Source organism: Pseudomonas sp., from assembly GCF_030698175.1.
Lineage (GTDB): Bacteria > Pseudomonadota > Gammaproteobacteria > Pseudomonadales > Pseudomonadaceae > Aquipseudomonas.
Genome location: NZ_JAUYNT010000006.1, coordinates 78,161 through 104,624 on the forward strand (window position 1 = coordinate 78,161; position 26,464 = coordinate 104,624).

General features: G+C 58.3%; 27 protein-coding genes. 4 read left to right on the forward strand and 23 right to left on the reverse strand.

Going from position 1 to position 26,464, the window contains the following annotated elements; translation table 11 throughout:
• The first annotated feature begins 66 nt into the window (after positions 1-66).
• Positions 67-996, forward strand: coding sequence for an alpha/beta fold hydrolase (locus tag Q8R10_RS03170; RefSeq protein ID WP_305650946.1), 930 nt, complete (start codon positions 67-69; stop codon positions 994-996).
• 73 nt (positions 997-1,069) lie between these two features.
• Here Q8R10_RS03170 and Q8R10_RS03175 read toward each other — a convergent pair whose 3' ends face one another.
• Together Q8R10_RS03175 and Q8R10_RS03180 are read right to left on the reverse strand one after the other, a co-directional pair.
• Entirely contained in the window at positions 1,070-1,999 is a 930-nt protein-coding gene (locus Q8R10_RS03175; protein WP_305650948.1) for an electron transfer flavoprotein subunit alpha/FixB family protein, read from the reverse strand.
• Positions 2,000-2,749 carry an electron transfer flavoprotein subunit beta/FixA family protein gene (locus Q8R10_RS03180; RefSeq protein WP_305650950.1) on the reverse strand — a complete coding sequence of 250 codons (750 nt, stop codon included), beginning with the start codon at positions 2,747-2,749 and terminating at the stop codon, positions 2,000-2,002.
• Positions 2,750-3,077: 328 nt separating this feature from the next.
• On the opposite strand from Q8R10_RS03180, the gene Q8R10_RS03185 reads away from it, so the two are divergent.
• Positions 3,078-4,742 (forward strand): electron transfer flavoprotein-ubiquinone oxidoreductase, encoded by a 1,665-nt coding sequence (locus Q8R10_RS03185; protein WP_305650952.1) that lies wholly within the window; start codon positions 3,078-3,080, stop codon positions 4,740-4,742.
• A 55-nt stretch (positions 4,743-4,797) separates the two neighbouring features.
• On the opposite strand, the gene Q8R10_RS03190 is transcribed toward Q8R10_RS03185, so the two are convergent.
• The 18 genes from Q8R10_RS03190 to Q8R10_RS03275 all read right to left on the reverse strand — a co-directional run bounded on the left by Q8R10_RS03190 (position 4,798) and on the right by Q8R10_RS03275 (position 19,351).
• A complete protein-coding gene (locus Q8R10_RS03190; RefSeq protein WP_305650954.1) occupies positions 4,798-5,364 on the reverse strand; it encodes a DUF1285 domain-containing protein in 567 nt (188 codons plus the stop codon).
• The gene (locus Q8R10_RS03195) at positions 5,357-5,977 is read right to left on the reverse strand and encodes a DUF4823 domain-containing protein (RefSeq protein WP_305651161.1); all 621 of its coding nucleotides are present in this window, start codon (positions 5,975-5,977) and stop codon (positions 5,357-5,359) included. Before Q8R10_RS03195 ends, Q8R10_RS03190 begins: the two co-directional genes overlap by 8 nt.
• 108 nt (positions 5,978-6,085) lie before the next feature.
• A complete protein-coding gene (locus Q8R10_RS03200) occupies positions 6,086-6,979 on the reverse strand; it encodes a radical SAM protein (protein WP_305650956.1) in 894 nt (297 codons plus the stop codon).
• Between the two features lie 23 nt (positions 6,980-7,002).
• Positions 7,003-7,971 carry a GTP 3',8-cyclase MoaA gene (locus Q8R10_RS03205; RefSeq protein ID WP_305650958.1) on the reverse strand — a complete coding sequence of 323 codons (969 nt, stop codon included), beginning with the start codon at positions 7,969-7,971 and terminating at the stop codon, positions 7,003-7,005.
• 90 nt (positions 7,972-8,061) lie between these two features.
• Positions 8,062-8,700, reverse strand: coding sequence for a TetR/AcrR family transcriptional regulator (locus Q8R10_RS03210; protein ID WP_305650960.1), 639 nt, complete (start codon positions 8,698-8,700; stop codon positions 8,062-8,064).
• A gap of 479 nt (positions 8,701-9,179) precedes the next feature.
• The gene (locus Q8R10_RS03215) at positions 9,180-9,968 is read right to left on the reverse strand and encodes a TatD family hydrolase (protein ID WP_305650962.1); all 789 of its coding nucleotides are present in this window, start codon (positions 9,966-9,968) and stop codon (positions 9,180-9,182) included.
• A gap of 14 nt (positions 9,969-9,982) precedes the next feature.
• Complete coding sequence (locus tag Q8R10_RS03220) at positions 9,983-10,339, reverse strand: PilZ domain-containing protein (RefSeq protein WP_305650963.1); 357 nt, start codon at positions 10,337-10,339, stop codon at positions 9,983-9,985.
• Positions 10,340-10,374: 35 nt separating this feature from the next.
• On the reverse strand, positions 10,375-11,361 hold the full coding sequence (locus Q8R10_RS03225) for a DNA polymerase III subunit delta' (RefSeq protein WP_305650964.1): 987 nt from the start codon (positions 11,359-11,361) through the stop codon (positions 10,375-10,377).
• Positions 11,354-11,986, reverse strand: coding sequence for a dTMP kinase (gene tmk, locus Q8R10_RS03230; protein WP_305650965.1), 633 nt, complete (start codon positions 11,984-11,986; stop codon positions 11,354-11,356). Before tmk ends, Q8R10_RS03225 begins: the two co-directional genes overlap by 8 nt.
• Positions 11,983-13,041: an endolytic transglycosylase MltG gene (mltG, locus tag Q8R10_RS03235; RefSeq protein ID WP_305650966.1), complete on the reverse strand. Its 1,059-nt coding sequence runs from the start codon at positions 13,039-13,041 to the stop codon at positions 11,983-11,985. Before mltG ends, tmk begins: the two co-directional genes overlap by 4 nt.
• Positions 13,042-13,044: 3 nt before the next feature.
• The gene (pabC, locus tag Q8R10_RS03240; RefSeq protein ID WP_305650967.1) at positions 13,045-13,860 is read right to left on the reverse strand and encodes an aminodeoxychorismate lyase; all 816 of its coding nucleotides are present in this window, start codon (positions 13,858-13,860) and stop codon (positions 13,045-13,047) included.
• The gene (gene fabF / locus Q8R10_RS03245) at positions 13,860-15,104 is read right to left on the reverse strand and encodes a beta-ketoacyl-ACP synthase II (RefSeq protein WP_305650968.1); all 1,245 of its coding nucleotides are present in this window, start codon (positions 15,102-15,104) and stop codon (positions 13,860-13,862) included. The genes pabC and fabF overlap by 1 nt, the downstream gene beginning before the upstream one ends.
• 106 nt (positions 15,105-15,210) lie before the next feature.
• Positions 15,211-15,444 carry an acyl carrier protein gene (gene acpP, locus Q8R10_RS03250; RefSeq protein WP_305650970.1) on the reverse strand — a complete coding sequence of 78 codons (234 nt, stop codon included), beginning with the start codon at positions 15,442-15,444 and terminating at the stop codon, positions 15,211-15,213.
• A 281-nt stretch (positions 15,445-15,725) separates the two neighbouring features.
• Positions 15,726-16,469, reverse strand: coding sequence for a 3-oxoacyl-ACP reductase FabG (fabG, locus tag Q8R10_RS03255; protein WP_305650972.1), 744 nt, complete (start codon positions 16,467-16,469; stop codon positions 15,726-15,728).
• Between the two features lie 32 nt (positions 16,470-16,501).
• Complete coding sequence (gene fabD, locus Q8R10_RS03260) at positions 16,502-17,440, reverse strand: ACP S-malonyltransferase (RefSeq protein WP_305650974.1); 939 nt, start codon at positions 17,438-17,440, stop codon at positions 16,502-16,504.
• 173 nt (positions 17,441-17,613) lie between these two features.
• Positions 17,614-18,624, reverse strand: coding sequence for a phosphate acyltransferase PlsX (gene plsX / locus Q8R10_RS03265; RefSeq protein ID WP_305650976.1), 1,011 nt, complete (start codon positions 18,622-18,624; stop codon positions 17,614-17,616).
• 3 nt (positions 18,625-18,627) lie between these two features.
• On the reverse strand, positions 18,628-18,810 hold the full coding sequence (rpmF, locus tag Q8R10_RS03270; protein ID WP_305650978.1) for a 50S ribosomal protein L32: 183 nt from the start codon (positions 18,808-18,810) through the stop codon (positions 18,628-18,630).
• A gap of 13 nt (positions 18,811-18,823) precedes the next feature.
• The gene (locus Q8R10_RS03275) at positions 18,824-19,351 is read right to left on the reverse strand and encodes a YceD family protein (RefSeq protein ID WP_305650980.1); all 528 of its coding nucleotides are present in this window, start codon (positions 19,349-19,351) and stop codon (positions 18,824-18,826) included.
• Positions 19,352-19,469: 118 nt separating this feature from the next.
• Here Q8R10_RS03275 and Q8R10_RS03280 point away from each other — a divergent pair, with 118 nt between their 5' ends.
• A complete protein-coding gene (locus Q8R10_RS03280; protein ID WP_305650982.1) occupies positions 19,470-20,048 on the forward strand; it encodes a nucleoside triphosphate pyrophosphatase in 579 nt (192 codons plus the stop codon).
• 58 nt (positions 20,049-20,106) lie between these two features.
• Here the strand turns inward: Q8R10_RS03280 and sppA are convergent, their stop codons facing one another.
• From sppA to rluC, 3 genes are read right to left on the reverse strand one after another with little or no spacing between them, the layout of a single operon-like run.
• A complete protein-coding gene (gene sppA, locus Q8R10_RS03285) occupies positions 20,107-21,087 on the reverse strand; it encodes a signal peptide peptidase SppA (RefSeq protein WP_305650984.1) in 981 nt (326 codons plus the stop codon).
• Positions 21,088-21,117: 30 nt separating this feature from the next.
• Positions 21,118-21,774 carry an HAD-IIIA family hydrolase gene (locus Q8R10_RS03290; protein WP_305651163.1) on the reverse strand — a complete coding sequence of 219 codons (657 nt, stop codon included), beginning with the start codon at positions 21,772-21,774 and terminating at the stop codon, positions 21,118-21,120.
• Between the two features lie 7 nt (positions 21,775-21,781).
• Positions 21,782-22,735 (reverse strand): 23S rRNA pseudouridine(955/2504/2580) synthase RluC, encoded by a 954-nt coding sequence (gene rluC / locus Q8R10_RS03295; protein ID WP_305650985.1) that lies wholly within the window; start codon positions 22,733-22,735, stop codon positions 21,782-21,784.
• Positions 22,736-23,306: 571 nt separating this feature from the next.
• Here rluC and rne point away from each other — a divergent pair.
• Positions 23,307-26,441, forward strand: a complete 3,135-nt coding sequence (gene rne / locus Q8R10_RS03300) for a ribonuclease E (protein ID WP_305650987.1) — start codon at positions 23,307-23,309, stop codon at positions 26,439-26,441.
• Positions 26,442-26,464: the final 23 nt, after the last annotated feature.

A 26,464-nucleotide genomic window follows, 5' to 3' on the forward strand; every position in this document is an offset into this window, starting at 1 on the left:
CCTTTGAGCGGGGCTTCATGCTAGCTTAATCGGCTTATCAATAACCAATCACCAAAAGGCTGCGTCATGAGAAAACTGCTACTCGCACTCACCCTGATTCTGGCCGCTGCCGGCGGGACCCTCTACCTGTCACCCAGCGCCTTGCTGGCCACCGCGCAATTTGCCGAACGGCAACTGGCCGGGCTGACGCACAAACAAGTGCAAGTCGGTGACTTCAATATTCACTACTACGAGGGTGGGCCAAAAGACGCTGAAACCATCCTGATGATTCATGGTTTTGGCGCCGACAAAGACAACTGGCTGCGTTTCTCCCGGCCACTAACCGCCCGTTACCATGTGCTTGCCCTGGACTTGCCGGGCTTTGGCGAAAGTAGCAAACCCGACGCCAGCTACGACGTTGGCACCCAGACCGAGCGCCTGGCCGCCTTTGCCAAACAACTGGGCATCCATAAGCTGCACCTGATTGGCAACTCCATGGGCGGCCATATCGCCGCTCTGTATGCCGCCCGCTACCCAGAGCAAGTGCTGAGCGTGGCGCTGCTGGACAACGCCGGCATCACGGCACCACAGCAAAGCGAACTATTCAAACGTCTTGAGCGGGGCGAGCCGAATCCGCTGCTGGTCAGCCAACCGGAAGACTTCGAGCGGATGATGAGCTTTCTGTTTGTCGAGCAGCCCAGCCTGCCCGAATCCTTGAAACAGCACTTTGCCCGACGCTCGATAGCCAACCATGAGCTGAATCAGAAAATCTTCAGTCAACTGCGCGAACGCTATATCCCATTGGAGCCGGAGCTGGCCAAGATCCAGGTGCCAACTCTGCTGCTCTGGGGCGACCAGGATCGTGCCCTGGATGTGTCAAGCATCGAGGTAATGAAACCGCTGCTCAAGCAACCGACCGTGGTGATCATGAAAGACTGCGGCCACGTACCGATGATCGAACGCCCGGAAGAAACCGCCGCCCATTACCAAGCCTTTCTCGACAGCAGCAAGAGCTGATTTTTACCGATAGAAAAAACCGATAAAAAAACCCGCTCAATGAGCGGGTTTTTTATGCGCCGATGAAACTGGCTTAAACCAGTTTCTCCAGCTCAGGGATAGCTTCGAACAGGTCTGCCACCAGGCCGTAATCGGCCACTTGGAAGATCGGCGCGTCAGCGTCCTTGTTGATTGCAACAATCACTTTGGAGTCTTTCATGCCGGCCAAGTGCTGGATCGCGCCGGAAATACCCACTGCGATGTATAGCTGTGGTGCAACGATTTTGCCGGTTTGACCCACCTGCATATCGTTCGGTACGAAGCCTGCGTCAACTGCGGCGCGCGAAGCACCAACAGCTGCGCCGAGCTTGTCGGCCAGCGAGTACAGATGCTTGAAGTTGTCGCCGTTCTGCATGCCACGACCGCCAGAGATGACGATTTTGGCGGCGGTCAGCTCAGGACGATCCGACTTGGCCAGCTCTTCGGCCACGAATGCCGACTTGCCGGCATCAGCCGAGCCACTGACGGCTTCAACAGCAGCAGAACCGCCTTCGGCGGCCACTGGGTCAAAACCGGTGGAACGCACGGTGATCACTTTTACCGACGCAGTCGACTGCACGGTAGCAATGGCGTTACCGGCATAGATCGGACGCTTGAAGGTATCGGCGCTGACCACGGCAATGATTTCCGAGATCTGGTCAACATCCAGCTGAGCGGCAACCCGCGGCAGGATATTTTTGCCGTTGGCGGTCGCGCAAGCCAGGATGTGGCTGTAGCCCTTACCCAGTTCGGCGATCAGCGGCGCAACGTTTTCCGGCAGCTGATGGGCGTAAGCCGCGTCGTCAGCCACCAGCACTTTAGCCACGCCAGCAATTTTGCCTGCAGCTTCAGCAGCAGCGCCGCAAGCGCTACCGGCAACCAGTACGTGAATATCGCCACCGATGGCTTGCGCCGCGGCAACAGTGTTCAACGTGGCGCCAGCGATAGCAGTGTTTGAGTGTTCAGCAATAACCAAGATAGTCATTTAGATTACCTTCGCCTCGTTCTTAAGTTTCTCAACCAGCTCAGCCACGGACTTAACCATGACGCCAGCGCTGCGGGTAGCCGGCGCTTCAACTTTCAGAGTCTTGACGGTGGACGCAGTCGAAACACCCAGGGCGTCCGGGGTGATCACTTCCAGCGGCTTCTTCTTGGCCTTCATGATGTTTGGCAGCGACGCGTAGCGCGGCTCGTTCAGGCGCAGGTCAGTCGTTACGATGGCCGGCAGGCTCAGGGCAACGGTCTGCAGACCGCCGTCAACTTCGCGGGTCACGTTAACTTTGTCGCCAGCCACTTCCACCTTGGAGGCGAAAGTACCTTGAGCGAAACCCGTCAGGGCACCGAGCATTTGGCCAGTCTGATTGTTGTCGCTGTCAATGGACTGTTTGCCCAAGATCACCAGCTGTGGCTGTTCTTTGTCGACCACTGCTTTAAGCAGTTTGGCCACGGCCAAAGAGTTCAGTTCGTCCGCGCAGTCAACCAAAATGGCGCGGTCTGCGCCCAGCGCCAAGGCGGTACGCAGCTGCTCTTGGGCGTTAGTTGGGCCAATGGAAACAACCACGATTTCGCTAGCAACGCCCTTCTCTTTCAGACGGACAGCTTCTTCCACAGCGATTTCGCAGAAGGGGTTCATCGACATCTTGACGTTCGCAAGGTCAACGCCGGAGTTATCCGCTTTAACGCGAACCTTGACGTTGAAGTCGACCACTCGTTTGACAGCTACAAGAACCTTCATGGCTTACTCGTTACTCCCGGTGAATTAGAATGTCGCCTAGGTAGAACCTGGCTAGCTCAGCAGGGTCGGCCGCAACCGACATAAGTGCCCAATCTGCGGGCGTGAAACCGTCCGCATTTTGACTGCATCACCCTCCTCGGTCAATACGCAGGGATGCCCGTTAATCAGCAGCCAAGCAAGGCGGCACAAGGCTCACAGAGAATTCAAACAAACGTTTGTATTGGACCCGCCGCAGGGTCTGGATATAATGCCTTAGCTTTAACTGTGAAAAGCCCCTAGCCTCACAGCATAACTAAAATACCGAAGAGCCCTGAGTAGGAGAAAGTCTGTGGAACGCGAATTTATGGAATTCGACGTCGTCATCGTCGGCGCCGGCCCAGCTGGTTTGTCCGCTGCCTGCCGACTGAAACAGAAGGCCGCTGAGGCTGGTAAAGAAATCAGCGTCTGCGTGGTGGAGAAAGGCTCCGAAGTTGGCGCACACATTCTCTCCGGCGCAGTCTTCGAACCACGCGCCCTGAATGAGCTGTTCCCGGACTGGAAAGAACTCGGCGCACCGCTGAATACCCCGGTCAAGCGCGACGACATCTACATGCTGACCAATGCGCAATCGTCCGTTAAGTTTCCCGGCCTGTTCGTGCCCAAGACCATGCACAACGAAGGCAACTTCATCATCTCCCTGGGCAACCTGTGCCGCTGGTTGGCCCAGCAGGCCGAGAACCTTGGGGTGGAAATCTACCCAGGTTTCGCCGCTCAGGAAGTGCTGATCGACGAGAACAACGTGGTGCGCGGCATTCTCACCGGCGATCTGGGCGTTGACCGCGAAGGCCACCCGAAAGACGGCCTCTACACCCCCGGCATGGAGCTGCGCGGCAAGTACACCCTGTTCGCCGAAGGCTGCCGTGGTCACCTCGGCAAGCAACTGATCAGCAAATTCAACTTGGATTCCGACTCTGACGCCCAGCACTACGGCATCGGCATCAAGGAAATCTGGGACATCGACCCAGCCAAGCACGAGCAAGGCCTGGTGGTACATACCGCCGGCTGGCCGCTGAATGTAGTCGGCAACCAAGACACCGGCGGCTCCTTCCTCTATCACCTGGAAAACAACCAAGTGGTAGTAGGCTTGGTCGTTGAGTTGTCGTACAGCAACGCCAACCTCTCGCCCTTTGATGAGTTCCAACGCCTCAAACATCATCCGGTGTTTGCCCAGTACCTGGAAGGCGGCAAACGCGTCAGCTACGGCGCTCGCGCGCTCGCCAAGGGCGGCCTGAACTCGCTGCCGAAGATGGTCTTTGCTGGCGGCGCACTGATCGGCTGCGATCTTGGCACCATGAACTTCTCCAAGATCAAGGGCAGCCACACCGCGATGAAGTCTGGCATGTTGGCCGCAGAAGCCGTGGCTGATGCGCTGTTTGCCGGCAGCGAAGGCGGTGATCAACTGACCGCTTACGTCGATGGCTTCAAGGCCAGCTGGTTGTTTGATGAGCTGTTCCGCAGCCGTAACTGGGGTCCTGCGATGCACAAGTTCGGCGTCTTGGCCGGCGCTGCCTTCAACTTCATCGACCAAAACATCTTCAACGGCAAACTGCCGTTCACCCTGCACGACAACAAGCCGGACCACGCCTGCATGAAGCTGGCGGCGGACTCGGCGAAAATCGACTATCCAAAACCAGATGGCAAACTGAGCTTCGACAAGCTGAGTTCGGTGTTTCTCTCCAACACCAACCATGAAGAAGAGCAGCCCTGCCACCTGAAACTCACCGACGCGAGCATTCCGCTCGGCCGTAACCTGCCGCTGTACGACGAACCTGCTCAGCGTTACTGCCCGGCTGGCGTGTATGAAATCGTGGTTAAGGAAGACGGCGAGAAGAAGTTCCAGATCAACGCGCAAAACTGCGTGCACTGCAAAACCTGCGACATCAAAGACCCATCGCAGAACATCAACTGGGTAACCCCAGAAGGTGCCGGCGGCCCGAACTACCCGAACATGTAAGCGGTTAGCGGCACATAAAAAAGGGCTCCTCTGAGCCCTTTTTGTTGCCTACGATTTACTCGTCCTGCGGGCCAATCGGGAAGAACACCCCGCCGCTCCAAACGCCCAACCAAATTCGCCCGTCAACCTCATGGGGCTGCGCCAACTCGACCAGCTGATAAAACTGACTGCGCAAGATCAGCGCCTCCAGATTGCTGCGCATCAGCACATAGGGCGACGGCTCCTGGGTCAGCGGATCGATAGCAAAACGCAGTGGATGCTTAGCGCCGGCCTCGACCTCATCGTCAACGTTACTGGTAAAGCGCAATAACTGCGTTTTACCCTCGCCCTCGACCTGCAGACTGACCACCACAAAAGGCGCGCCATCTACCTGGATGCCGACTTTCTCGACCGGCGTCACCAGAAAGTATTCATCCCCATCGCGGCGGATGATGCTGGAGAACAGTTTAACCATCGGCTTGCGGCCAATCGGCGTACCCAGGTAAAACCAACTGCCGTCACGGGCAATACGCATGTCGATAGCGCCACAGCACGGCGGATTCCACAGATGCACCGGCGGCAAGCCCTTCTTGCCCAGCATGGGAATTTGCGCCAACAAATCGGCGGTTTTAGCCTCAGTCATAGGTCGCTCCCTGCTCACTGACACCCAGCAAGCTGCGGGCATAATCGCGCAGCGGCGCGGCCAGCAAGTCTTGCGGCTTGGCATCGTAGAAATTAAACAGGCCGCCACGGCTGCGGATTTGCGCCGAGTCGACCAGATAGCGAGTGCTGGTCTCGATCAACATCAACTGCACCACACCGTGGTCGACACCGAGGCGATCAAGCGCCTCCTGGTCTTGCCACTCGTCCGTGTTGCCGATGCGATCATCAGCAGCGGCAAAGCGCGCATACAACAGATAATTCGCCCCAGCGGTACGCGCCTGACCCATGGCCGCATCCAGCCCAAGCGGCTGCGGCGAGCGCTGCACCAAGGGAAAATATTGAATAAACCCGACAAAGGCTTCTTCGGCCACCACATTGGGTCGCGGATAAGCGCTGCCCGGCGGCACGAAAGGCCCTTGAGCGATATAGATGAAAGAGTCGGGCTGCAGATGCCGAGAATTCAGCCGATAGGTGCGACTGTGGTCGAGCACACCGGCATCGCTGAGCTGAGCGCCGACGCCGTCGGCCATATCGCTGACACTCATGCAGGCGCTGAGGCTCAGCAACAACAGCGAGACGATCAAACTACGCATGACAATCAAACCACGCATGAGAATTTCTCCAGACGCCGCGACAGAAAATCGACGGACCGTTCAATAGTCACTCAGCAATGCAGTTTACGCGCCAGCCCTTGCAGGCCATTACAAGCCGCGCTGCCACTCCTGGCGTAAACGCGCCTGTTGCGGTTGCTCGATGGCCTGACGAACCTGCGCCAGCATGCGGGCTTTGTCGGCGCCCAACACACCCTTGAGCACCAGGTAATTGGACGCATGATCGCTGCGAAACACCGTGTCACGCAGCTCCAGTGCCTGCACAAAGCGCTCGATCTCAACAAACAACTGCTGCTGGGAAAGCGGCTGATAATCGGCAAAACCTGCGCGAAAGCGCGCCTCGCCGGTGGGGAAGCTCACCACCAGGGTCGAGAGAAATTCCGGCTGCGCGGCATTCATCAAGCGCGCTGAGTTCAGCGCATGTTGCTCACTCAGCTGGGTGCCACCCAAGCCATTGAGCACCATCACCGAGCGGGTGATGCCGGCCTCACCGAGCTTATCCAGGGCGCTTAGGGTCGACTCGAAAGTCTCGCCTTTATTGACCCGCGCCAGCACCTCGTCGTCACCCGACTCGGCGCCGACATAGGCCATTTTCAGCCCGGCGTCGGCCAGCTCTTTAAGCTCGGCCACCGACTTTTTGCGCAGGTTGCGCGGCAGGCAATAGCTGGAGACGCGGGTGACAGTCGGCATATGCTCGGCAATGGCCGCCAAAATCGTCAGCAGCCGCCGGGTTGGCAGCACCAGCGCATCGCCATCGGCCAGAAAGATCCGCTGCACTATCATCTGCTCGCCACAGCGTTTGATTTCGTCCAGCACTTGCGCCTCATCACGGGCGCGGAATTTCTTTTGCTCCTGGGTGTACATCTCGCAAAAGCTGCAGCCATTCCAGGAGCAACCATTGGTCACCGGCAGAATCAGCGAGTGCGCCTCGCTCGGCGGGCGAAACACGGGCTCGATGTAGTCGATTGGAAATTCTGCAGGCATAACCACTCACTCACACAGGCGGCTTAGCCGCCAATAATTTTCATCACGGTAACGCCACCGGAGAACGCCACCTCTTGCTTGTCACCCAGGGCGCGCACCAGCAAACGCTGCAGCGCCGGCAAGGCCTCATGCCGAGGCTTATCGAGCAAGTCGCCGACAAAGTGCCGGTTGCTCGATGACAAGCAGCCGTGCAACCAGCCGGTAGATGACAAGCGCAGGCGCGAACAGGTTCGGCAGAACGGCACGCTTTCATTGGCGATCACGCCAAAAAAACCCTGCCCGGGAATTTCATAGCGCAGCGCCGTGGCATCCTGCGGCGCATCGGCCTGCAGGTATTCATAGCGCGCACCGATCAGCGCCAGCAACTCGGGCATGCCGACAAACTGCTGTTGAAAGCCATTCAAGTCGCGGGCCAGGTGGCCCATGCGCATCAGCTCGATAAAGCGCAGTTCAAAGCCACGCGCCAAGCAGTAGTCGAGCAGCGGCATGACCTGATCGAGGTTCTGGCCGCGCAGCGGCACCATATTGAGTTTGATTTTCAGGCCCGCCGCACTGGCGGCCTCAAGCCCTTCCAGCACGCTGGCCAAGTCGCCACCCCGGGCGATGCGGCGAAAGGCTTGTGGGTCGAGGGTGTCGAGCGACACATTCAGCCGGCGAATCCCAGTCTCCAGCAACAAGGGCAACTTGCGCGTAAGCAGCTGACCGTTAGTGGTCAGGCTAATGTCCTGCAGCCCCAAGCCGCTGACTTCACGCAGAAATGCCTCAAGCTTTGGACTCACCAGCGGCTCACCGCCGGTGATGCGCAGGCGCTCAATACCGGCGGCCTCAATCAGGTAGGCAACGCCACGCACCAGCGCCTGGGCCGACAGCTCATCCTGCGCCGCCACCAGCCGCTTGCCGTCCGGCACGCAGTAGGTGCAGGCGTAGTTGCAGGCCGCCGTGAGGCTGATGCGCAAGTTGCGAAAACGTCGGCCCTGGCGATCAACAATCATAGGAAACTCCGCTACTGGATACTCGGAGTATATCGCCGCCACCGACCACAACACAGGCGCAACGCAGCGCCATTGGCCGGCTGAATGACATCAACTAACCGGCACGTCGCCATCGCGTTTGCGCTTGTTGCCCATGCGCACGCCAATATCCATCAAAAACTGAAAGAAGCCTTCCTGGTCTTCCAACACATCACGCCAGAACGGTGAGTGATAGAGCGACACCGCGCCATCGATCAAAGCCCAGGCGGCGCAGAAGTGAAAGTACGGCGGCACATCTTCCAGCTTGCCCTCGCTGATACGACCCTTGATCAGCAGGGTCAAGCGATCGAAGTTGGAGGCGCGAATCTTGTGTAACTCCTCAACCAGCTCGGGCACATGATTGCCGCGCACGGCTTTTTCTTCGAGACGATCGAACAGTCGATAGCGTTGCGGATCGCGCATACGAAATTCAAAGAAGGCCCGTGAGATAGCCTCTTTGTCGTGCTCAGCATCGGCAGATTGCAAGATGCCATTTAACTCGCGCTCGTAGTCGAGCATCAAGCGCAGGTAAATCTCGGCCTTGGATTTGAAATGCTTATAAATAGTGCCCTTACCAATACCTACCGCATCGGCAATCATCTCAACGGTCACACCTTCCTCGCCTTGAGCGAGAAACAGCTTTAGCGCGGTGTCGAGAATCTCCTGCTCACGGCGCAGAAACTCACGGACCTTACGGGGTTCTTTGTGCATAGAAAAACACTGCGGGAGACAAAAAAAGAAGGCGTGCATTATGCCTACTTAACGCGAAAATGCACGGATCATCCGCCTCAAGCGAGGTTTGGGCGGGCATCGACACACCATGCATAAGCGCCATTCGACGCGCCGCCCCCGCGCTTAAGCATGCCACTGCGCTGCCACGGGAAGATAAGCCTGCAATTGACGAGCAAAAAAGCAATCCCAGGCCAAAGCAACTTCAGCCACTTGGGGCCGTTACCGGATAAAAACGCCGGCGTGCGCTGAAGTAAGTATTAGGTATTCCAAATAAGTTTAAAAATGCGGGGAAACCGCCTGGAAGATCAGCGAATCTGGCCAATACTTCAGAGTACTGGCGTGCGGCACATCCCCAAATGCCCCACCAGGCGAGGCGCGATAGACCGAGTGCCTCGGTTGCTCCAAATGGTCTTAACCCGGATTCCTCCCCCAGAATCCGGGTTTTTTTTGGCTGCGAATTAGCTGCGGTTTAGCTGCGCCAAGCTAAACAAGCGCTGGAAGTTATCGGTGGTCTGCTCGGCAAAGCTGTCGAAGCTGACCCCACGCAAGTCCGCCAAAAACTCGGCAACCTCACGGACATACTGCGGCAAATTCGGTTTGCCCCGATAAGGTATCGGCGCCAGGTACGGCGCATCGGTCTCAACCAGCAGACGGTCGGCCGGCACTTGCAAGGCCACTTCACGCAGGGCCTGGGCATTGCGAAACGTCACGATTCCCGACAGCGAAATATAAAAGCCCAGATCCAGCGCAGCCTTGGCCATTGGCCAGTCTTCGGTAAAACAGTGCAAAACACCCGCTTGTGGCAAAGCGGCCTCGCGCAACAGCTGCAAGGTATCGCTGCGCGCCTCGCGGGTGTGCACTATTACCGGCTTGCCGGTGATCTGCGCAGCCTCAAGGTGCAAACGAAAAGCCTCGCGCTGCAGCGGCGCGGCTTCTGGCTGGTAGTGATAGTCCAGCCCGGTTTCGCCAATCGCCACCACCCGCGGATGGTTCAGCTCCGCCAACAGCCAATCCAGTGCCGGCGCCACCCCAGGCTCTAGATCGAGCGGATGCACACCCACCGAGCAATGCACGTCGGCATAACGCTCGGCCAAGGCTTTAACTGCTGGGGCGTTTTCGGCACTGACGCCGATACAGAGAAAATGCCCGACACCACGGGCACGCGCAGCATCCAGCGCCGCATCGAGCGAGCCGCCGTGGGCAGCCAAGTCGAGACGGTCGAGGTGACAGTGGGAATCAACCAACATAGAAGGTCGGGCAATCACATGGTGTGGGTCGGACGATCAGACTTCAGCGCACCGGCCAGGTAGGTCTCGATCTTGTTGCGCGCGGCGTTGTCGCCGTCATTGAACTGCACGCCGACACCGGCCGCGCGGTTGCCCTGGGCGCCTTTGGGGGTAATCCACACCACCTTGCCGGCGACCGGGATTTTCTCCGGCTCATCCATCAAGCTGAGCAACATAAAAACTTCATCGCCCAGCTTGTAGCTTTTGTTGGTCGGGATAAACAGCCCGCCATTTTTAACAAAACCCATATAGGCGGCGTAGAGCACGGATTTGTCCTTGATAGTCAAAGACAAGATCCCGTTACGCGGGCCCAAATTCGGTGGCATGCTCATGCGGCATTCCTAGCTGATTGATTCAATGGCCGATTCTAGCCGGGTTCAGGCAGGCTTGCCCACTGCACGAGTAAGGCTTCGAGAAGTAATACCCGATTAAGATTGGCCTTACCCAAGACTTTTTGCCGCTGCGCCAGTAACCAGTCCTGCAGCGCCAGCACTTTGCCTTGCGACGCCTTGGCCGCCAGATATGGCAACACTTTACGCATATCGGCCAAACCCAAGCCGCTGTCATCCTGGGTCAACTGGTAACGCAGGAGTAATTGCGACCAAGCGCAAAACCAATCGAACAACAGAATCAAGGGCACGGCATTCCAGCTTTCAGCCAACTGACTGGCGCCAATCTGTTGCTTGAGCAGCTTTTTCACACCCTCAACCACCAACTCGCGTTGCGCCAATACGCCCTGCCCATGCAGACGCAACGCCTCCAATGGCGAGCCGGCGGCCAACACCAGCAGCTCTTGCAACTGCTCAGCGCTGCTCTCAGGCAAGGCCGTTTGCAACCAGAGCAAACTCGCAGCCGCGCTCGGCAACGGACAGGCCTGCTGTACACAGCGACTTTTTACCGTCGGCAACAAGCGGCTCGGCTGATGGCTGACCAGCAATAACACCGTATTGCCGGCCGGCTCCTCCAGACTCTTCAGCAACGCGTTGGCAGCATTCAGGTTCATCGCCTCGGCCGGCTCCACCAACACCACCTTACGACCGCCAAGCTGAGCGGTTTGCACCACAAAGCTGACCAACTCACGGACTTGATCGACCCGAATGGCTTTGTCGACCTCTTCCGGCTCAAGTACAAAATTGTCCGGGTGACTGCCCGCGGCCAGCAAGTGACAACCTTTGCACTGGCCGCAGGCCGCCAACTCAACCGGACGCTGACAGAGCAGCAGTGCGCGCAAACGCTCGGCCAAGGCGCGCTTGCCGATACCGGCCGGCCCATGCAGCAGATAGGCATGCGCATGCTGCTTACGCCCAGCCAATTGTTGCCACAGGGTTGCCTGCCAGGGATAGACCTCAGCCACGGCAACGCACCAACAACTCCGGCAGCAAGGCGTCCAACGCCGACTGCACCTGCAGCAAACTCTGCCCGGCATCGAGGATGCGATAGCGCGACGGTGCCTGTGCGGCACGCGCTAGATAGGTCTGGCGCACCGCCTCAAAAAAGCTGCGGCCTTCTTGCTCGAAGCGATCCAGCCGACCGCGCGCTGCGGCACGGGCCAAACCCACCTCAATCGGCAGATCAAACAACAGAGTCAGGTCGGGGCGTAATTCCCCCTGAACAAAAGTCTCCAGCTGAGCGATACGCTCAACCGACAACCCACGGCCGCCACCTTGATAGGCGTAAGTGGCATCGGTAAAGCGATCACACAACACCACGCCGCCACGGGCCAAGGCCGGGCGAATGACTTCGGCCAAATGCTGAGCCCGTGCGGCAAACACCAAAAGTAACTCGGTATCGGCCGCCATCGGTTCTGCGCTGGGCGCCAGTAATAATTCGCGTACCCGCTCAGCCAGCGGCGTGCCACCGGGCTCACGGGTCAACAACACCTCTATCCCTTGCTCGCCCAAACGCGCGGCCAAATAGTCTCGGTTGGTGCTCTTGCCAGCCCCTTCAGGGCCTTCCAAGGTAATAAACAGGCCGCTCACTGGCTGTCCTTTTGACTGTCGGTTTTAGCCGGACTGGAGCGGTAATCGGCGCGGCGCTTGAGTTGAAACTCCTGCACCGCGCGATTATGCGCATCCAGATCGGCGGAGAACACATGGCTACCATCGCCACGCGCGACGAAATACAGGCTGTTACCGGGCGCCGGATGCAACGCCGCATAGATAGCTGCGCGGCCAACCAAGGCAATCGGCGTCGGCGGCAAACCCGGGTTTAAATAGGTGTTATAAGCGCTTGGTTCACGCAAATTGGCGCGGGTCAGATTGCCCTTATAACGCTCGCCCAAACCATAGATAACGGTCGGATCGGTCTGCAGCAACATACCGATTTTCAGCCGGCGCAAAAACACTCCGGCGATCTCTTCACGCTCTTCCGGCACCCCGGTTTCTTTCTCCACCAGGGAGGCCATGATCAGCGCCTGATAAGGCTCACGGTAAGGCAAGTCGGCGGCGCGCTGCGTCCACTGCTGCGCTAACACCTCGTCCATGCGCGCCAAGGCTTGCTTGAGCAGATCGATGTCGCGCATGCCCCGGACAAAACGATAGGTATCGGGAAAGAAGCGCCCCTCGGGGTTCTCACCGGCGCGACCAAGGCTGCTCATCAGCTGCTCGTCACTGAGTTCGATCAGGCTTTGCGCCAGCTTGCCCTGGCCCGCCAAGGCGGCGCGAACCTGCTTAAAGCTCCAGCCCTCGATCAGTGCCAGCTTGTACTGCACCACCTCGCCACGCCGCCAAAGCCCGAGCAAATCCACCACCCGCATGCCCGGCTTCAGCTGGTATTCGCCACTCTGTAGCGCCTGACCTGACAGATTGAAACGCCAATACAGACGCAGCCAAAACGCATCTTGCAAGACGCCCTCGCGCTGCAGACGGTTGAGCACCCCGCTTGGGGTGGCACCAACAGGCACCTCCAGCAGCTGCTCGGCCGTGACCCGCAAGGGCTGCTCCAGCGCACTGTGTTGTAGCCAGCCGGCCAAGGCCAATAACAGGCCAGCCAGCAACAGGCCGGTTTCGAGCAACAACAATATTTTTCGTTTCACGAATCAGCAGCCCAGTAGATCGCCAGCAATGGCCTGCAGTTTACGGGTGAGCGGGCCGACCGGCCAGTCATGCCCAGCTAATGAGCGAACCGGCCAGACACCATAAAGACTGTTGCAGACAAACACTTCATCGGCGGCCAGCAACTCGGCGTAACTGATATCCCGCTCAACCACCGCGACGCCCAACGCCGTGGCCTGGGCCAGCAACTCGGCGCGCATCACCCCGGCCACGCCGCAACGGGTCAAGGCTGGGGTCAGCAACCGCTGCTGCTGAACCATAAAGAGGTTGCTGTAGACCCCCTCAATCACTCGCCCGCTGTGATCGCACAACAAGCCTTCGGCGTAATCGTCTGATTGCCATTCGGCGCGCGCCAAAACTTGCTCGAGTCGATTCAGGTGCTTTAAGCCGGCCAACAACGGCTGCTCGGCGAGCCGGGTGGCACAGGGAAACAGCTGCACGCCCTGGTTGACGTTAGTAGCGGGATAACTCGGCAACGGCGCCGCTTGCAAGATCCGCCGCGACTGCGTCGGCTGCGGCATGGCATAACCGCGCTGACCATCGCCACGGGTGACAATCAGCTTGAGTACTCCGCTGCCCACTTGTTCGGCAAAGGCCAGCAGCTCGCTGCGCACCAGCGCCTGATCACAGGGCAACGCCAAACGCTGACAACCCAGCTGCAAGCGCGCCAGCTGGCGCTCCAACAAGTGCGGCTGGCCATTGCGCACGCCCAGGGTGGCAAACAAGCCATCGCCATAGGCCAGACCGCGATCCTTAACCGACAGCAGCTCCGCTGGCTGGCCGTCGACCCAGCTCAACATCACTCAGCAAACCGGCGAAACACCAGCGAGCCGTTGGTACCGCCAAAGCCGAAGGAATTCGACAGCACCACATTAATTGGCCTCGGTTTGGCTTGATGGGCGACAAAATCCAGATCGCAGCCCTCATCCGGCTCATCGAGGTTAATGGTTGGCGGCGCCACCTGATCGCGCAACGCCAACACACTGAAAATCGCCTCAACCGCACCGGCAGCGCCCAGCAAATGGCCGGTCATTGACTTGGTCGAACTGACAGAAAGCTGGTAGGCGTGCTCGCCAAATACCGACTTGATCGCCGCCACCTCCGCCTTGTCACCGGCCGAGGTCGAAGTGCCATGGGCATTGATGTAATCGACTTGCTCAGGGTTCACACCGGCATCGCGCAGGGCGTTTTTGATGCAGCGCGCTGCCCCTTCGCCATCGTCTGGCGGCGAGGTCATGTGATAGGCATCGCCACTCATGCCAAAGCCAATCAGCTCGGCATAAATGGTCGCGCCACGGGCCTTGGCATGCTCCAACTCCTCCAGCACCAAGGCGCCAGCACCGTCAGACAGCACAAAGCCATCGCGGCCTTTATCCCACGGCCGGCTCGCGCGCTCCGGTTCATCGTTACGGGTAGATAAGGCGCGCGCCGCCGCAAAACCACCCAAGCCCAGACCGCAGGCGGCCATTTCCGAACCGCCGGCGACCATCACGTCAGCATCGCCGTAAGCGATGTTGCGCGCGGCCATGCCAATGCAGTGAGTACCGGTAGTGCAAGCGGTGGCAATGGCGTAATTCGGCCCCTGCAAACCCAGGTGAATCGACAGAAAGCCAGAAATCATATTGATGATCGAGCCGGGCACAAAGAACGGCGACAATCGCCGCGGCCCCTGCTCATGCAGGATTTTGCAGTTATTCTCGATATTGGTCAGACCGCCAATACCCGAACCCATCGCTACGCCAATGCGCTCACGATTAGCGTCAGTCACTTCCAACCCGGAGTGACGCATGGCCTGGAAACTCGCGACCAGGCCGTACTGAATAAACAGGTCGATCTTGCGCGCCTCTTTGGCGGACAAGTACTCCTCGACATTGAAGCCCTTAATCGAGCCGCCAAAACGGGTGGTGTAGGCAGAAAGGTCCATGTGCTCAATCAGACCGATACCACTACGACCAGCCAGAATGCCCTGCCAACTGCTGGCTACATCATTCCCCAGCGGCGACAACATGCCCATCCCAGTGACCACTACACGTCTACGCGACACAGCAAGCTCCTTGATTGTTGTTCGATTTAACTGCACTTAAAGAAAAACCGCACGCCGGTTAAGGCAGTGCGGTTTTTCCAAGTCAGAAATCGACGATTACAGAGTGTTACGCGTTAGCGGTAACGTAATCGATTGCTTCCTGAACAGTGGTGATCTTTTCAGCTTTGTCGTCCGGGATTTCGGTCTCGAATTCCTCTTCCAGAGCCATTACCAACTCAACGGTGTCAAGGGAGTCGGCACCCAGGTCTTCAACGAAGGAAGCACTGTTGGTTACTTCATCTTCTTTGACGCCAAGTTGCTCGGCTACGATTTTCTTGACGCGTTCTTCGATGGTGCTCATACCTTGCTTTCACTCCTATTGAAAATTCTGGACAACTGGTCTGCGGCTAAGTGTAGCGAAAGGGTTTTCTGCATTTCAAGCTGTATGCAGTCACCCGCTCAACAACACCACAACGATCTGCTTATAAACCAGTTAGTGCTTTATACCCAATGTTACACAACCCATATGACAACAGCTCGCAGGATGTCGTCACATTCAACTCATGTACATACCACCATTCACCGGGGCCGGATAAGGTAACCGCCTGCTGGCGCTCCCGCTCCGCGCCAATGCCGGCACATTCAGCTCATGTACATACCGCCATTCACCGGGATAGTAGCGCCTGTGACATAGGCAGCGCCATCAGAAACCAGAAAAGCCACTACTTTGGCGATCTCTTCGGCCTGCCCCAGACGCCCCAAAGGGATCTGCGTCAGCAAGGCTTCTCGTTGCGCATCAGGCAATTCGCGGGTCATGTCGGTGTCAATAAAGCCTGGCGCCACCGAGTTAACGGTGATCGCTCGGGAACCAATTTCACGCGCCAAGGCTCGGCTAAAACCTTCAAGGCCGGCCTTGGATGCGGCGTAATTCGACTGCCCGGCATTGCCCATGGCGCCGACGACTGAGCTGATGTTAACAATCCGCCCCCAGCGCGCTTTGGTCATGCCACGGAGCACCGCCTTGGACAAACGATACGCGCTGTTGAGGTTGGTGTTGATGACATCAAACCACTCATCGTCCTTCATTCGCAGCATCAAATTATCGCGGGTAATGCCGGCGTTATTGACCAAGATCAGCGGCTGACCAAGGTGTTGCTGAATGTGTTCCAGCGTTGTCGCCACCGACTCGCTGTTACTCACATCCAGCACCAAACCCGCACCTTCGACACCCGCAGCCTTCAAGGTTTCAGCGATACGCTCAGCGCCGCCCGAGGTGGTTGCGGTGCCAATGACGACCGCGCCCTGGCGCCCCAATTCGAGTGCAATGGCCTGACCAATACCCCGGCTAGCGCCGGTTACCAGAGCAACTTTACCTTGTAGGTTCATAACTATTTCTCCTTAAGTTCAGGTTGCGATATTCAGGCCAGCGCCGCGCGAGTCGCCGCAAAAGCCTCTGGACTATCCAAATTGTGATTATTCACGCCTTTAACGCAGCGCTTATTCAAGCCACTCAGCACCCGGCCCGGCCCACACTCGACCAAATCAGTGACACCGCGCTCAGCCAAACAAACCATTGATTCAACCCAGCGCACCGGATTGTAAAGTTGCGCCAGCAGGTCACGTTTGAGCGTGTCCAAATCGGCCACCACGGCGGCACTGACGTTTTGCACCAAGGCAATCTCTGGCGCCTGCCACGTGACTTCGCTAATTGCCTGAGCAAAGCGTTCAGCCGCCGGGCGCATCAAATCGCAATGCGACGGCACACTCACCGGCAGCGGCATGGCGCGTTTCGCCCCATGGACCTTACAGGCCGCAATCGCCCGCTCAACGGCGGCGACGCTACCGGCAATAACCACTTGCCCCGGCGCATTGAAATTTACTGCGCTAACAACTTCGCCTTGCGCGGCCTCGGCGCAGGCCGCAATCACCTGAGCATCGTCCAAGCCAAGAATCGCCGCCATGGCGCCCTGCCCAGCCGGCACCGCTTGCTGCATCAGCTGGCCACGGCGCTCGACCAACTTGAGCGCATCGGCAAAGCCCAAGCTACCCGCCGCGACCAGCGCCGAATACTCACCCAAGCTGTGCCCGGCGACAAAAGCCGGGCGCATGCCGCCCTCAGCCAACCAGAAACGCCACAGTGCGATGGAGGCTGCGAGAATCGCCGGCTGAGTTTTATCGGTTTGATTCAGCAACTCTTCTGGACCTTGCTGAGTTAACGCCCAGAGGTCATAGCCCAGCGCCTCGGAGGCTTCAGCAAAGGTGTCGATAATCAGCGGTTGTTGCGCGCCATGCTCGGCAAGCATGCCGAGCGACTGCGAACCTTGACCGGGGAAAACGAATGCGAGGTTTGCAGACATTTAAACTGCTCTCTAGTGATCTAACCGTCGAAATAATTGCTTTGCGCCTTCAGCCAGCGCCAAGCAGGTTCAGCGACAACTGCACCACTGCGGGCGCCGCGCCAGAAACTGTTGAATTGGATGCAAAGCCAAACACCTCAGTCACATCCTGCCGCAACCAGCTTACGACTGAGTTACAGCAGCAGATGCTCAAGACGTCCATGCAGACGCTGCGGCAGATTCTCTTGCACCTCAGCCAAGGCACGGCGAATGGCCGTTTGAAAGGCCTCAGGGGACGCCGAGCCATGGCTCTTGACCACAATCCCCTGCAAACCCAGAAAGCTCGCACCATTGTGCTGTACCGGGCCCAACTCGTTTTTTAGCCGGCGCAGCAAGGGCAACGCCAACGCACCCACCAACCGCGAAAGCAGACTCTGACTAAAAACAGCTTCGATGCGCGCAGCAATCATCGCCGCCAAACCTTCGCTGGATTTGAGCAAGATATTGCCGACAAAACCGTCGCAGACCACCACATCGGCCTCGCCACGATACAGACCGTCACCCTCAACAAAGCCGATATAGTTCAAGCCAATGGCTTGCTGCAGCAGACTCGCCGCCAGCTTGACCTGCTGATTGCCCTTGATTTCTTCGGTGCCGACATTCAACAGCGCCACGCGCGGATTGGTCACCCCTGAGGCCTCTGCGGCCACCACCCCCATCAACGCGAACTGGTACAGGTGCTCGGCGCTGCAATCGACATTGGCGCCCAGATCAAGCAAGTAACACGGGCCGCGAGCGGTGGGTATTGCCGTGACCATCGCCGGGCGATCAATGCCCGGTAAGGTCTTCAACACATAGCGCGACAGCGCCATCAAGGCGCCGGTGTTGCCGGCACTGACACAGGCCTGCGCCCGACCACTGCGCACCAACTCCAGCGCCACGCGCATCGACGAATCAGGCTTACCGCGCAGCGCTTGCGCAGGCCGCTCAGCCATACCGATTATTTCACTGGCATGTTCAATCTGCAGGCGCGAACGATCGACACCGGGATGGCGGGTAATTAATTCTTCAATGACGGGAGATTGGCCGACAAGGACCAGGTGAAGCGAGGGTATAGCGGCCAAACAGGCAAGGCTGGCCTGAACAATACAGTGGGGACCGAAGTCCCCACCCATTGCATCAACTGCGATGATCGGAGCGGACAAGATTTACTCGTCAGCGCCCTTGTCGATCACTTGACGACCACGATAAACGCCTTCTGGCGATACGTGGTGGCGCAGGTGTACTTCGCCAGTGGTTTTCTCAACCGACAAAGTGCTAGCAGTGAGGGCGTCGTGCGAACGGCGCATGTCACGGGCGGAACGGGATTTTTTGTTCTGCTGAACAGCCATAACTTATTAACTCCTAAACGTTTGGGTCACGCTTTAACTGTGCCAGCACGCTGAACGGGTTGGACCGCGTTACCTCGTCCTCGCTCGACTCAGGCTCATCGAGACCGGCCGGCTGCTGGCAAAAATTAGTGTTATGGGTCGGAACAATAGGCAAGGCGAGTAGTAACTCATCCTCAACCAACGCCAACAGATCCAGCGGCTCCTCACCCATTTCCAGGACATCGTAGCCCTTAGGCTGCAACTCAATGGCCGTTCCTTCCTTCACCACAGCGTATTCACATTCGCTATGGATCGGCAGAGCGACCAGCTCCAGACAACGCTGACAAACCATCTTGACTTCAACGTCGATCCGGCTGCGAATAACCACAGCTTTTTGCTCGTCCCGACCGAAAGAAAATTTCGCTCGAACAGAACCACTGTTATCCGCAAGCGGATCGCAGAGTCGCAACAAACTCGCTAGCGACACTTCCCCTTCAAGGGTAGCGCCACGATCAGCCAGCTTGCGCGGATCAACATGAGGTGGAATCGGTGCATTCAACATAGGCGCAGCATTCTAGGGATCTACCCATTCAGTGTCAAAGGAAATTGCTCGCTGTGCGCCTGCAGGCCCGCCAGTTAGAATCGTATTCTTACCCAAAAACAAGCCCAAGAAGAAGCCCATGACGCCGCTCGCGCTCGCCTCCAGCTCCCCTTACCGCCGCGAATTGCTCAGCCGCTTGCAGCTGCCCTTTAGCTGGAGCGCGCCCGCCATCGACGAAACCCATCAACCCAATGAAAGCGCCGAAACACTGGTACGCCGCCTCGCCCAAGAAAAAGCCCAAGCGCTGGCCGGCGACTTTACCCAACACTTAATCATTGGTTCAGACCAAGTAGCGGTACTCAACGGCCAAATCATCGGCAAGCCCCACGACTTTGTCCGCGCCAAAGCCCAGCTGCAAGCCGCCAGCGGCGCATCGGTAACCTTCCTAACGGGCTTAGCCTTACTCAATAGCACCACCAATACCTGGCAGATCGATTGCATCCCCTTCACGGTGCATTTTCGCCGGCTATCCGAAGCCAGCATCAGCCGCTACCTAGAAGCGGAACAGCCTTTTGACTGCGCCGGCAGCTTCAAAGCCGAAGGCCTTGGGGTCAGCCTGTTTCGCGCCACCGAAGGCACTGACGCCACCAGCCTGGTCGGCCTGCCACTGATTAGACTGGTCGACATGCTGCTCAACGAAGGCGTACAGATCCCTTGAAGCGCCCATAAATGAAAAGCCCGGTAAAACCGGGCTCCATTCACGCAAGCAACACCACTTAGCGCAATGCCGGCCCTTGAAAGCCAGTCCACAAGGCCAATCGCTCAGCCACGCTAGCGCCGATCTTCTTGGCAAAGCGATCAAGCGGCGAATCCTGCACGGTGTAATCAACCAGCTCTTTCGCACCAATCACTTCCCGTGCGACATAGCTGCTATTGCCCAGCTTATCGATCAAGCCCAGCGCTAACGCCTGCTCACCCGACCAGATCAAGCCGGAAAACAGCTCAGGATGCCCGTCGACCTTCAGGCGATCACCACGACCCTGCTTGACGCTGTCGATAAATTGGCGATGGGTGGTATCCAGCACGCCCAGCCAAAATTTCGTCTCTTCGGCCTTTTGCGGCTGGAACGGATCCAGGAAAGCCTTGTGCTCACCCGAAGTATAAACGCGGCGCTCAACCCCCAACTTCGCCATCACATCGACAAAACCGAAGGTCGCGGCGGTCACACCAATGGAGCCAACCAGGCTGGACTTATCGGCGTAAATCTCATCTGCCGCACTGGCAATGTAGTAAGCACCCGAGGCGCCGAGATCGGTAATCACTGCGTAGACCTTGATGTCTTTATGCTCCGCGCGCAGACGCCGGATCTCATCATAGATATAGCCCGACTGCACCGGACTGCCGCCCGGGCTATTGATGCGCAGAATGATGCCCTTGGTTTTCGGATCATCGAAGGCGGCGCGCAAGCTGCCGACTATATTGTCCGCGCTGGCCGCCTCTTGATCGGCAATCATGCCGCGCACTTCAATCAGCGCCGTATGGTTTTCGCCGCGCGCCGCCGTTTTTTGCAGATCCAGCATCGGCGAAAACATCGCCAGCGCACCGAACAAGTACACAAAGGTCAGCAACTTAAAGAAAATCCCCCAACGCCGCGCACGACGCTGCTCCTGCACACCAGCCAGTAGCGTAGTTTCCAGCAGCTTCCAGCTTTTGCCATCCGCATCGGGAGCAGATGCAGCCTTCCATTCATCCGACATATTCACTCACTCCATTTATTGATCATTCGCCTAACAGGACAACCAGTCACGCAACTGACTAAAGCGCTCGATCGCCAAATGCGGCTGCTGCTGGCGCAATACTGCCAACGACTGCGCCCCATAACCAACCGCCACTGACTGCATGCCGGCATTGCGGGCCATCTGCAAATCGAAGATTGAATCACCGACCATTAACGCCTGCTGCGGCTGCAACTGAAAATGCGTGAGGATTTGCTCCAACATCAACGGATGCGGCTTGCTCGCCGACTCATCGGCGCAACGAGTGATATCAAAGTAATCACTCCAGCCGCGCCCGGCGAGCACTCGATCAAGACCATGACGACTCTTGCCGGTGGCCACCGCCAAGTGATAACCCTGCTCGCGAAAAGCCTGTAACGACTCATCGACATCGGCAAACAGCTCCGACGGCTCAACCTCAAGAGCCAGATAGCATTCGCTGTAAACTCGAGTGAAACGCTCAACATCTGCCAACTCGCGCAAATCGGGATAAAGCACGCGAACCGCTTCTGGCAAGGCCAGACCGATAATACCCCTGACCGCTTCATCATCGCGGCGCAGCAAGTCGCAACTGTCCGCCGCCAGATGCATGGCCTCAACGATGCGCGCAATGGAGTCCACCAGCGTGCCATCCCAATCGAAAATCAGCAGCTTATAACCGCTCGGCACTTCTATATCAGACACTTAAACGCTCGATAGTACGCTGCCACAACTCATCGACTGGCGCCTCAAACTGCATTTCACCACCGTCCGGCAGCGGCACCCGCAATGAATAAGCATGTAAAAACAAGCGTTTGCCGCCCAGATCACGAATCTCACGGGAAAAATCTTCATCACCGTACTTATCATCACCGGCAATCGCATGCCCGGCATGCAAGGCATGCACGCGAATCTGATGGGTGCGACCGGTAACCGGCTTGGCCTCGACCAAGGTGGCAAACTCACCGAAACGGCGCAACACCTTGAAGATCGTCAGCGCCTCTTTGCCTTCTTCATTGACTTCGACCATCCGCTCGCCGGAGCGCAAGGTGTTTTTCAACAGCGGCGCATTGACCTGCTTCTTGGCCGTCGGCCAATTGCCACGCACCAGCGCCATATAGCGCTTATCAATGCCATCGCCGCGCAAGGCGGCGTGCAAATGGCGCAACATGCTGCGTTTTTTCGCGATCATTAACAGGCCGGAGGTGTCGCGATCCAGGCGATGGACCAGCTCCAACTCTTTGGTATCCGGGCGCAACTGCCGAAAAGCCTCAATCACCCCGTAATTCAGGCCACTGCCGCCGTGCACCGCAATGCCTGCCGGTTTATTCAGAACGATCAGCGCCTTATCTTCATAGACAATCGCCGCTTCCAACCGATCCAGCAGCCCCTTCGCCAGCGGCGCCGGCTCATCGCGCTCGGCCAGCCGCAGCGGAGGCACGCGAATGATATCGCCGGCCTGCAACTTGTACTCAGGCTTGATCCGACCCTTATTCACCCGCACTTCGCCTTTACGCAAAATGCGGTAAATCAAGGTCTTCGGCACGCCCTTGAGTTGGGTGCGAAGAAAGTTGTCAATACGCTGACCGGCAAGCTCCGGCGCGACCTCCAGCAGCTGCACTGCGGTGATCGGAGAGGTAGTAGTTATCATCCGGCAATGATAACAATTTTTTATGGATTTGAAGCACTTAATGATTACTGCTATATTCCCGAACGCCGCCAAAAGTGGCCCGTTCAGCGGATGATCGCTATAGCCATCGCTGAACGACAAAGAGTTATTCAGGACGTAGGGCCGTCCCACGGACTGTTCGAAGATAGAAAGGCCACCAAGGCCGCGAACACTCCGGAAACCAAGGCCTTGAGATATCAGCCGCGAGAACCCCGCTGGGGTAATCGCAATTAATGCAACCCGCTGCGAAATCTGCGAGCGGCACCCGATTCTTCGGATACGTGTAGGGTGGAGACGCACAACCATCGGACTGTGTAGCACTGGGCTTTTCAAGACGCTTCATTCTGTCCGCTACCGATGGTTGATTCCTCCTCCTGACTGATACGTTCAGTCTTCACCAATACCAGGAGACGTCGTCGCGAACCCGGGCCAATTGGCCGAGCATCGCTAGACACTGGAGCGCCTGACAAGCGCTCCTGACGCACCTGCACCGACCGTTAGAGTCGTGTGTGCCGAGCGCCATTTCCGCCAGCCCGGAAACCGACGGTACAACATGAAAAGAATGCTAATTAACGCAACTCAACCCGAAGAGTTGCGTGTCGCACTAGTAGATGGTCAACGCCTGTATGACCTGGACATCGAGTCCGGGGCACGCGAGCAAAAGAAATCGAACATCTACAAAGGCCGCATCACCCGCGTAGAACCAAGCCTTGAAGCCGCTTTCGTCGATTTCGGCTCTGATCGCCACGGCTTTCTGCCGCTCAAAGAAGTTTCCCGCGAATACTTCAAGAAAGGCACCGAAGGCCGTGCCAACATTAAGGACGCGCTGACCGAAGGTCAGGAAGTCATAGTTCAGGTCGAGAAAGAAGAGCGTGGCAACAAGGGCGCCGCCCTGACCACCTTTATCAGCCTGGCTGGCCGTTACCTGGTGCTGATGCCGAACAACCCACGGGCTGGCGGCATTTCACGGCGCATCGAAGGCGAAGAGCGTAACGAACTGCGTGAAGCCCTCAACGGCCTCAACGCACCGGCCGACATGGGCTTGATCGTGCGCACTGCCGGCCTTGGCCGTAGCAGCGACGAAATGCAGGGTGACCTCGATTACCTGATGCAGCTCTGGGCCGCCATCAAAGAAGCCTCCCTGGACCGCGCCGCACCTTTCCTGATTTACCAGGAAAGCAACGTGATCATCCGCGCCATCCGCGACTACCTGCGCCAAGACATCGGCGAAGTACTGATCGACAGCGTCGAAGCGCAAGAAGAAGCCCTGAGCTTCATCCGCCAAGTGATGCCGCAGTACGAAAGCAAAATCAAATTGTACGAAGACAGCGTGCCGCTGTTTAACCGCTTCCAGATCGAAAGCCAAATCGAAACCGCCTTCCAGCGCGTAGTGACCCTACCGTCCGGCGGCTCGATCGTGATCGACCCGACCGAAGCTCTGGTCTCTATCGACATCAACTCGGCCCGCGCCACCAAAGGCGCCGACATCGAAGAAACCGCGCTGCAGACCAACCTCGAAGCCGCCGAAGAAATCGCCCGCCAGCTGCGCCTGCGCGACATTGGCGGCTTGGTAGTGATCGACTTCATCGACATGACACCGGCCAAAAACCAGCGCGCCGTGGAAGACAAGGTCCGCGAAAGCCTCGAAGCCGACCGTGCCCGCGTGCAAGTTGGGCGTATCTCGCGCTTTGGCCTGCTGGAAATGTCCCGTCAGCGTCTGCGTCCATCGCTGGGCGAGAGCAGCGGCATCGTCTGCCCACGCTGCAACGGCCAAGGCCTGATCCGCGACGTCGAATCGCTGTCGCTGGCGATCCTGCGCCTGATCGAAGAAGAAGCCCTGAAAGACCGCACCGCCGAAGTTCGCGCGCAAGTGCCGATCCCGGTCGCCGCGTTCCTACTCAACGAGAAACGCAACTCGATCACCAAGATCGAACTGCGCAGCCGTGCCCGCATCGTCATCCTGCCGAACGATCACTTGGAAACGCCGCACTTTGAAGTGCAGCGCCTGCGTGATGACAGCGCCGATCTGCAAGCCGGCCAGTCAAGCTACGAAATGACTGCCGTCGAAGTCGAAGAAGTCCAACCAGCTGCGGCCACCCGCACCCTGGTTCGCCAAGACGCAGCCATTAAGACCGCGCCACAGCGCACTGCACCTGTGCCGGTGAGCGAGGCTCCGGCCGCGCCAGTTGCTCACGTTGAAAGCGCCCAGCCAAGCCTGTTCAAAGGTCTGGTCAAATCGCTGGTGAGCTTGTTTGCCGGTAAAGAAGAACCGCTGCTGGTCATCGAAAAGCCTGCCGGCGAACGCCCTCCGCGCGCCGAAGAAGCCCGCCGCAGCAACAGCGGTCGTCCGCAAACCCGTGGCCGTGGTGGCCGCAGCGGTGGTCGCGATGAAGAGCGCAAGCCGCGTGAAGAGCGCCCTGCCCGCGAAGAACGTGCCGCCCGCGAACCCCGTGAGCCGCGCGAAGAGCGTCCAGCCCGCGCACCGCGTGAAGAACGCCAGCCCCGTGAAGCAGTAGAAGTTCGCGAGCCACAAGAAGTTCGTCAATCGCGTCCACCCCGCGAAGAACGCCCGGCCCGCGCACCGCGTGAAGAACGCCAGCCAAGAGAAGAGCGGCAAACCCGTGAACTGCGCGAGCCTTTGGATGCACAAGGCCAGCCAGTAGCGCAAGAAGCTGCACGCACCGACGCACCCCGCGAAGAACGCCCGGCTCGTGCACCGCGCGAAGAGCGTCAACCACGGGCGCCACGTGAAGAGCGCCAGCCACGCCCTGCCGCCGCTAGCGAAACTGCCGCAACTGAAGAAGAAGCACTGCCTGTTGATGAGCAACTGCTGGATGACGAGCAGGATGGCGCCGAAGGCGAGCGTCCACGTCGTCGCTCACGCGGTCAGCGTCGTCGCAGCAATCGTCGCGAGCGTCAAAGCGATGCCAACGGCAACGTGATTGAAGGCAGCGAAGAAAGCACTGAGGCAAACGACGGCGAAGAAAGCAGCCAAGATTTGCCGGCCAGCACTGTTGTGGCAGTAGCCGCTGCAGTAGCCAGCGAAGTAATCGCCGACAACCAAAGCGCCGCAAGCACTGAAGCTGTTGCCAGCACCGAGCCAGCTGAAGTTGCCGTAGCGCAGACCGAAGTGGTCGCCGCTCCGGTAATCGAAGCCATTGTTGAAGTTACTGCACCAGCACCGACCCGCGTCGAAGCCCCAGCAGAAACCCAAGCAGAGGCCGAGCCTGCACCCGCAGCAGTAATTGCAGAAGTGGTTGCGGTCGCCGAACCAGTAGTAGTCAACGAAGCTGCCGCTATCGAAGCTGCACCCGCAGTCGTTGCCGAGCCGGTTAGCAGCACTGGTCGCGCACCGAACGACCCACGGGAAATTCGTCGCCGTCAACGCGAAGCCGAGGCGCTTGCCAGCCAAGCTGCAGCAGCTCCTGTTGTTGCGCCTATCGAAGTGAGCGTGGCCGAGGTTGAAGTAGCCGCTGTCGAGGTTGCCGTTGAGGCCGCAGCTCCTGAGGCTGTAACTGAAGCAGTTGAAGCGGTAGACGCCGCACCAGCAGCCGAAAGCAGCAGCGCTGAAGAGCCCGCCCAAGCCACTATCGAGTTCGTAGCCCCGACTGAAGTCGAGACTGCCGGCCCGCAAGAGCCTGAGCCAGTAGCAGCTCCGCAGACCGAGGAAGAGAAACCTCTCGCCTAAAAGCTGCACCAACGAAAAGGGGA

Excerpts from the sequence above, each read along its gene's own strand:
- acpP (WP_305650970.1), bottom strand. The coding sequence starts at position 15,444 with ATGAGCACCATCGAAGAACGCGTCAAGAAAATCGTAGCCGAGCAACTT.
- Q8R10_RS03190 (WP_305650954.1), bottom strand. The coding sequence starts at position 5,364 with ATGACTGAGGCTAAAACCGCCGATTTGTTGGCGCAAATTCCCATGCTG.
- fabG (WP_305650972.1), bottom strand. The coding sequence starts at position 16,469 with ATGAACCTACAAGGTAAAGTTGCTCTGGTAACCGGCGCTAGCCGGGGT.
- Q8R10_RS03170 (WP_305650946.1), top strand. The coding sequence starts at position 67 with ATGAGAAAACTGCTACTCGCACTCACCCTGATTCTGGCCGCTGCCGGC.
- Q8R10_RS03210 (WP_305650960.1), bottom strand. The coding sequence starts at position 8,700 with ATGCACAAAGAACCCCGTAAGGTCCGTGAGTTTCTGCGCCGTGAGCAG.
- pabC (WP_305650967.1), bottom strand. The coding sequence starts at position 13,860 with ATGTTGAGCTGGGTCGACGGCCAGCCAGCGGAGCTGCTGTCGGTTAAG.
- Q8R10_RS03195 (WP_305651161.1), bottom strand. The coding sequence starts at position 5,977 with ATGCGTAGTTTGATCGTCTCGCTGTTGTTGCTGAGCCTCAGCGCCTGC.
- Q8R10_RS03205 (WP_305650958.1), bottom strand. The coding sequence starts at position 7,971 with ATGATTGTTGATCGCCAGGGCCGACGTTTTCGCAACTTGCGCATCAGC.
- Q8R10_RS03215 (WP_305650962.1), bottom strand. The coding sequence starts at position 9,968 with ATGTTGGTTGATTCCCACTGTCACCTCGACCGTCTCGACTTGGCTGCC.
- Q8R10_RS03220 (WP_305650963.1), bottom strand. The coding sequence starts at position 10,339 with ATGAGCATGCCACCGAATTTGGGCCCGCGTAACGGGATCTTGTCTTTG.
- Q8R10_RS03200 (WP_305650956.1), bottom strand. The coding sequence starts at position 6,979 with ATGCCTGCAGAATTTCCAATCGACTACATCGAGCCCGTGTTTCGCCCG.
- fabD (WP_305650974.1), bottom strand. The coding sequence starts at position 17,440 with ATGTCTGCAAACCTCGCATTCGTTTTCCCCGGTCAAGGTTCGCAGTCG.
- Q8R10_RS03280 (WP_305650982.1), top strand. The coding sequence starts at position 19,470 with ATGACGCCGCTCGCGCTCGCCTCCAGCTCCCCTTACCGCCGCGAATTG.
- rne (WP_305650987.1), top strand. The coding sequence starts at position 23,307 with ATGAAAAGAATGCTAATTAACGCAACTCAACCCGAAGAGTTGCGTGTC.
- rluC (WP_305650985.1), bottom strand. The coding sequence starts at position 22,735 with ATGATAACTACTACCTCTCCGATCACCGCAGTGCAGCTGCTGGAGGTC.
- rpmF (WP_305650978.1), bottom strand. The coding sequence starts at position 18,810 with ATGGCTGTTCAGCAGAACAAAAAATCCCGTTCCGCCCGTGACATGCGC.
- sppA (WP_305650984.1), bottom strand. The coding sequence starts at position 21,087 with ATGTCGGATGAATGGAAGGCTGCATCTGCTCCCGATGCGGATGGCAAA.
- Q8R10_RS03175 (WP_305650948.1), bottom strand. The coding sequence starts at position 1,999 with ATGACTATCTTGGTTATTGCTGAACACTCAAACACTGCTATCGCTGGC.
- Q8R10_RS03180 (WP_305650950.1), bottom strand. The coding sequence starts at position 2,749 with ATGAAGGTTCTTGTAGCTGTCAAACGAGTGGTCGACTTCAACGTCAAG.
- Q8R10_RS03275 (WP_305650980.1), bottom strand. The coding sequence starts at position 19,351 with ATGTTGAATGCACCGATTCCACCTCATGTTGATCCGCGCAAGCTGGCT.